At 62.9% G+C, this 6,450-nt stretch carries 6 protein-coding genes and 1 pseudogene; 1 reads left to right on the top strand and 6 read right to left on the bottom strand.

Annotated elements, in window-relative coordinates; translation table 11 throughout:
- The 6 genes from V1279_RS37725 to V1279_RS37700 form a co-directional block, all read right to left on the bottom strand.
- Positions 1–350 (bottom strand): carboxyl transferase domain-containing protein (locus V1279_RS37725; RefSeq protein ID WP_334446105.1); only part of this gene is annotated, 350 nt, incomplete at its 3' end.
- A 126-nt stretch (positions 351–476) separates the two neighbouring features.
- The gene (locus tag V1279_RS37720) at positions 477–1,343 is read right to left on the bottom strand and encodes a 3-keto-5-aminohexanoate cleavage protein (protein ID WP_334446103.1); all 867 of its coding nucleotides are present in this window, start codon (positions 1,341–1,343) and stop codon (positions 477–479) included.
- A gap of 66 nt (positions 1,344–1,409) precedes the next feature.
- On the bottom strand, positions 1,410–2,231 hold the full coding sequence (locus V1279_RS37715; protein ID WP_334446101.1) for an AraC family transcriptional regulator: 822 nt from the start codon (positions 2,229–2,231) through the stop codon (positions 1,410–1,412).
- A gap of 116 nt (positions 2,232–2,347) precedes the next feature.
- Positions 2,348–3,004, bottom strand: a complete 657-nt coding sequence (locus V1279_RS37710) for a glutathione S-transferase family protein (RefSeq protein ID WP_334446100.1) — start codon at positions 3,002–3,004, stop codon at positions 2,348–2,350.
- A 35-nt stretch (positions 3,005–3,039) separates the two neighbouring features.
- Positions 3,040–4,191 carry an acyl-CoA dehydrogenase family protein gene (locus tag V1279_RS37705; protein ID WP_334446099.1) on the bottom strand — a complete coding sequence of 384 codons (1,152 nt, stop codon included), beginning with the start codon at positions 4,189–4,191 and terminating at the stop codon, positions 3,040–3,042.
- A gap of 157 nt (positions 4,192–4,348) precedes the next feature.
- Positions 4,349–5,503 (bottom strand): acyl-CoA dehydrogenase family protein, encoded by a 1,155-nt coding sequence (locus V1279_RS37700; protein ID WP_334446098.1) that lies wholly within the window; start codon positions 5,501–5,503, stop codon positions 4,349–4,351.
- Between the two features lie 212 nt (positions 5,504–5,715).
- Between V1279_RS37700 and V1279_RS37695 the strand changes: the two are divergent.
- A pseudogene (locus tag V1279_RS37695) lies at positions 5,716–6,298 on the top strand (ABC transporter substrate-binding protein); the annotation flags it as partial.
- Positions 6,299–6,450 lie beyond the last annotated feature (152 nt).

Here is a 6,450-nt window from a genome sequence, read left to right as displayed (position 1 = left end):
GCATCGATACCGGAATCGTTGGCGCTGACCATGCAGCGGATGCCTGAGACAAAGCCGATGCCCGCGATCACGCCGCCGCCCGGCACGCTCTTCTCCGCATCCGCCACGTCGAACATGTAGCCGGCGAGCGTCGATAGTTCGATGAAGGGGGAGCCGGGGTCGAGCACCAGCGCGACGCGCTCGCGCGGCAGCAACTGTCCGCGTTTGTGGAAGCGGTCCCTTGCCGCGGCCGATGCGGCCCGTGTGCGATCTTCGAGCGAACGCATCCGCGCAATCAGCGCCAGCATGCCGTCGCGATTGGCCTTGTAGGCGGCGCTGGAGGGAACGATGGTCGATTCGATTACAGCCATTAACTCTCCTGCTCGTCATTGCCTGCGACAAACGCGGAGCGTTTGCGCAAGGGAGCGAAGCGACGAAGCAATCCATACTTTTTGTGCGTCACGATGGATTGCTTCGCTTCGCTCGCAATGACGGCACTAATGCCTTGTCCCAAATATCTGCCGCGCTTCGGCGGGGCTCGCGATTTCACGGCCCGCGCGCCGCGCGCAGGCGGCGATAGCTTCGATCAACTGCCCGTTGGAGGTCACCTTGGTGCCGTCGGCAAGATAGAAGGTGTCCTCAAGCCCGGTGCGGAGGTGGCCGCCGAGATCGGCGCAGCGCTGGTGCAGCGGCCAGATTTCGGCGCGGCCGATCGCGGTCACCTGCCAATGCGCTTCCGGCAGCTTCAGCTTCAACAGGATCGGCAGCAGGTCCGGATCGGCCGGCATGCCGGACGCGACGCCCATCACGAAATTATACTCAAGCGGTCCGGAGTACATCCCGGTCTGCCGGTACATGCCGACGCAGCGCACGATGCCGACATCAAAGCATTCGAACTCCGGGATCGTGCCCGCCTCCTTCATCACGTCGAGATAGTCCTGCACCTTCTCGACCGAATTATCGAACATCATCGGCGGCCAAGCCCAGGTGTTGTCGGACTTCACCTTGAGATAATTTAGAGAACCGGCGTTGCAGGCCGCAATCTCGGGCCTGGTCTCGCGCACGCAGTCGAGCGCGCCGTGATATTTGGGACCTGACGTACCCGTGGTGTGGTTGATGATGACGCCGGGACAGGCCTCGCGAATCGCCTGCTGGATTTCCTTGCTGACGTTGACGTCCCAGGACGGCAGATGCCCCTTGTTTGGCTCCTGCTGGCGCAGATGGATATGCATGATGCTGGCGCCGGCGTTGAAGGCAGCCCTGGCCTCGCGCGCCATCTGCTCCGGCGTGACAGGCACGTTGTGCTGCTTCGGATCGGTCAGCACGCCGTTCAGCGAGCAGGTAATGACGGCCTTGTCGCCCATGGATCAACCTTCGAAAGCGGGACGCGAGAGATCGCGAAAATGCCCAGCGCGATCATGCGTCCCGCATCAGCCGGCTTCTTGCGTCCACCCGCTATTGTCGGCGGCGGCGTGGTGGTGGCTATAGATCGCCAGATCGCGCGAGCCTGAAAAGATCGCGCGCGGCTTCAATCCATAGAAGCGGCGGATCGAGTGGCTGAAATGCGTGGAGTCGGGATAGCCGATATCCTGCGCCAGATGCGCAAGGTTGATGTCCTGGTTGGCGAAATGCAGCAAATGCCGCGCCCGCTTCCAGGCGCGGAACGAACGGAAGGAAATGCCGGTTTCTTCCTTGAACAAATGCAGGAAGCGCGACGGCGACAATCCGGCCTCCGTGGCGCAACTCGCCGCCGTCACCGGCTCGCCGGAGAATTTTCCGATCTGCACGATCGCGCGCGCCACGCGGGCATCGAGTTCGCGCCGCGGCAGCGCTTCACCAAGACACAGGGTATCGAATTCGGCGCTGGAGAACTCGTCGCCGGCATGATGCTCGCGCAGTTCGAGATAGGCGGCGCGGATTCGGCTGGTGAAAACTTCGCCTTCAGGCCCCGCGAGGCGTTTGGCAAGGTCTTCGAGCACACCGGGGCGAACGCTCTCCGGCTCGATCACGATGCTGAGCACCGAACGATGGTCGCTGGCAATGGTGTGCCTGACGTTCGGGAGCACGGCGACCATCTCGCCATAGCTCTCGCGGCCATCGGCGGTGGTGAGCCACAGCCCGCCCTCGATCGAGACATAGATATTGAACGCGCCCGAGCAGCGCGCCCGCGGGCGGCCGAGCAGGCCCGCGTAAAAAACGCGCTCCGGAGTGATCAGCATCAGATGGCCGGATTTGTGGCCGATGTCGTCCATGGTTCGTCCTCCTCGCGCGGCTCTTTGGGCCGCTGCGACGGGGTCAACCATAGCGGAAATTCGGTGCCTGTCACCGACCGGGAAAGGTTAATTCGAAGGCCTGGATCGGCGTCCCTTCAGGCTCGGATCCGAGGGGCCACATTCTGTTCAACACCGGCCTTGCGTTCCGCCGCCACGGCGCGCTGGTAGCCGTCGCGTTCCTGCAGCCTGGCCCAATAGGCGGCGACATTGGGGCCGAAATCCCTGGCGAGCCCGATATTGCCCGCCAGCCGCAGCGCATAGCCGTTCACGATGTCGGCCGCGGTGAAGCGGCCGGCGCACAAGGTTTCGGCATTCGCGGTGGCTGCCTCGACAGCGCGCAGCCGGCCGAGGAACCATTTCGTGTAATCGCCGGCCACCTGCGGGTTCCGCCGCTCCTCCGGTTCGAGCTGGCTGTATCTCAGCACCAGCGTTTGCGGAAAGGTCAGCGTAGCGTCGCTGAAATACATCCAGTTCAGGAAGGCGCCATAAGCGGGGTCATCCATCCCGACCACCAGCGGCGACGGCCCATATTTGGTGCCGAGGTAATAGCAGATGCCGGAGGACTCCGTCATTTTGGTCTCGCCGTCGATCATGAACGGAATGGTGCCGAGCGGATTGATCGCGAGATATTCCTTGGCGAACACCCGCGGCGGAAACGGCAGCATTTTCAGCTCATAGGGCAGCCCCATCTCTTCCAGCATCCAGAGCGGACGGAACGAGCGTGCGCCGTCGCAGTGATAGAGCGTGATCATCAGGCGTTCCCTTGTCGTTACCTTGGCTGTTCTTATTAGCTTTTCGGCAGCGTGCCCATCATCTTGCACAGCACCGTCAGCATCACCTCGTCGGCGCCGCCGCCGATCGAGGTCAGGCGGCTGTCGCGATAGGCCCGGCTGACCGGCGTCTCGTTCATGAAACCCATGCCGCCCCAGAACTGCAGGCAGGCATCGGTGAGTTCGCGGCCCAAACGCCCGGCCTTGAGCTTGGCCATGGTCGCAAGCCGCGTCACGTCCTCGCCCGCGATCAGCGCCTCGGCGGCGCGGTAGATTAGCGCGCGCAGCAGTTCGACCTCGGTCTGCATCTCCGCAAGCTTGAAATGGACGGTCTGGTTGTCGAGGATCGACTTTCCGAACGCCTTTCGATTGCGCGTGTATTCGATCGTCTCGGCGATGATGAATTCATGCGCCTTGAGGCAGGCCGCCGCGCCCCACAGCCGCTCCTCCTGGAACTGCACCATCTGGTAAGTAAAGCCCTTGCCCTCCTCGCCGATCCGGTTGCGCTTCGGCACCCGGACATTGTCAAAGAAGATCTGCGCGGTGTCGGAGGAGCGCATGCCCATCTTGTCGAGCTTGCGCGCGACCTGCACGCCCTTGGCTTTCATGGGCACGCAGATCAGCGACTTGTTGCGATGGACCTGGTCGTCGCTGGTATTGGCGAGCAGACAGATCCAGTCGGCCTGCACGCCGTTGGTGATCCACATCTTGCCGCCGTTGATGACGTAATCGTCGCCATCGGAGCGCGCCTGCGTCTTGATCGAGGCGACATCGGAGCCGGCGCCCGGCTCCGAGACACCGATGCAGGCCACCGCATCGCCGGCGATCGCGGGGCTAAGAAACTCGCGCCGCACTTGATCCGAGCCGAACCGCGCCAGCGCGGGCGTTGCCATATCGGTTTGCACCCCGATCGCCATCGGCACGCCGCCGCAAGTGATGGCGCCGAGTTCTTCCGCCATCATCAGCGCGTAGGAGTAGTCGAGCCCCTGGCCGCCGAATTCGACCGGCTTGTTGAGGCCGAGGAAGCCGAGATCGCCGAGCTTCTTGAACAGCTCATGCGCGGGGAAGATGTCGTTCTTCTCCCATTCGTCGACAAAGGGATTGATCTCGGCAGCGATGAACTTTTGCAAGGCGCGGCGCGGTTCGTCGTGGTCGGCGGTGAAGAGCATTTTTGGCCAAGCTCCAATTGGTATTTTCACTTGCGTCATGGCCGGGCTTGTCCCGGCCATCCACGTCTTCTTCCAGTGCAGCAAGGCGTGGATGCCCGGGTCATCTAGCGCGAAGACGCGCTTCGCGCTTCTGCCCGGGCATGACGGAGAAAGAACGTCACAACCCCATCTGCCTTGAGGCGAGATCCTTCATGATCTCCTCAGTGCCACCGCCGATGGCGTTGACCTTGACCTCGCGGTAGATGCGCTCGACCTTGACGCCACGAATGAAGCCGGCGCCGCCAAAAATCTGCACCGCCTCGGAGGCGCAGAACGCCATGGTCTGGGTCGCCTGGTTCTTCATCATGCAGATTTCGGCGACGGGGCTTTCGCCTTGCCCGAGCCGCCATGCCAGCATTTCCAGCATCGCCTGCGACGCCGCGACCTTCTGCGCCATGTCGACCAGCTTGTGCCTGATGACCTGATGCTGCGCGATCGGCTTGCCAAACGTCTTGCGCTCCTTGGCATAGGCAATCGCCTCCTCGACGCAGACGCGGGCATAGGCCGTGCAGCTCGCAGCCATGCCCATGCGCTCGCTGTTGAAATTGTGCATGATGATCTTGAAGCCCTGCCCCTCCTCGCCGATCAGGTTTTCGGCCGGCACCCGGCATTCATCGAAGTGCAGCGTGGCGGTATCGGACGCCCACCAGCCCATCTTCTTCAGCTTCGTGCGCGACAGGCCCGGCGTGTCGCCCTCGATCAGGAGCAGGCTAACCCCGCCCGGTCCCTCGCCGCCGGTCCGCACCGCGACCGTCAGGTAATCGGCCCGCATGCCCGAGGTGATGAAAGTCTTTTCGCCACTGACGACATAATGGCCGCCGTCACGCCGCGCCTTGGTGCGGAGATTGGCGACGTCGGAGCCGCCGCTGGGCTCGGTGATCGCGAGCGCGGAAATCTTCTCACCCGACAGCACCTGCGGCAGCACCCGGGCCTTGACCTCAGGCCTCGCGGCCCGCGCGATCGGCGGCGAACCGATGGTATGGCTCATCAGGCTCGAGCTGATCCCGCCGGCGCCGGCGCGCGCCAACTCCTGCGATGCCACGATTTTCATGAACTGGTCGGCGGCGACACCGCCATATTCCTCCGGAAAGCCGAGCCCGAACAGCCCGATCTCGGAAGCTTTCCGATAAAGCTCGCGCGGAAACTCGCCGGCCTCGTCCCATTCATGGGCATAGGGCTCGATCTCGCGCGCCACGAAGCGGCGCATCACATCGCGGAACGCTTCGTGTTCGGCCGTGTAGAACGGGCTTTGCACTTTCGTTCGCTCCAGCATGGTTTCCTCCCGCGGAGTCACGATGCCCCGATTTGGCTCGCTCAAACTTGCGTTGAGCGGCTGGCATTATCTGCAGACAATCTGTTGCGCCCGTCGTTTTCCGACGCATGCCGCGTCCAGCAACTGAACGCAAGACCGGCTCAATGAGCATGCCCTAGCCTTGGCTCAAAGCCAATAAGAGGTCAGCGGCCATTCGCCGGGGAGGATGAAGCATGATCCGATCGAGCAAGTTCGTCTCCGCCGTTCTCTTTGCAGCGCTGTTCTCCCTTACTGCAACGACTACAGCCTCCGCCCACCAACCCGGCATTACCGACACCGAGATCAAGTTCGGCAACATCATGCCATATAGCGGCCCGGCGTCGGCGCTCAGTGTCACCGGCAAGGCTTTTGCGGCCTATTTCGACCTGGTCAACGAGAAAGGCGGCGTCAACGGACGCAAGCTCAACATGGTCTCGCTCGACGATGGCTTCTCGCCGCCGAAGACGGTCGAGGCGAACGCGCCGCCTGGTCGAGAATGACGGCGTCGCGTTCATGTTCGGAACCATGGGCACCGCGCCGAGTTCTGCGACCGCGAAGTATCTCAACGGCGCCAAGGTGCCGCATCTGTTCCTGATCAGCTCCGCCTCGAAATGGAACGATCCGACCCATCAACCCTGGCTGATGGCGCTGCCCTGGGCGCCCAACTATGTCGAGGAAGCCGGCATCGAGGTGCGCTTCGCCCGCGCAAAAAATCCCAATGCGCGCTTTGCGATCCTTTATCAGAACGACGACGCTGGAAAGGATTATCTGCGCGGCGGCTCGCCGCAGCGCCCTACCGCGCGAGCGGCTTAGTCCTGTGACCCATCTCCGACATCGCCCCGCCCGCATGCCCTCACAGAACCGCTCCCGCCCAACAAGGTAAGTTGGATTGTCGCTCGATTTGCTGGCGCGAGCTTGACAGGCTTCCT

This window comes from Bradyrhizobium sp. AZCC 1610, from assembly GCF_036924515.1.
Lineage (GTDB): Bacteria > Pseudomonadota > Alphaproteobacteria > Rhizobiales > Xanthobacteraceae > Bradyrhizobium.
This window is presented reverse-complemented; position numbering and strand designations above follow the sequence as displayed.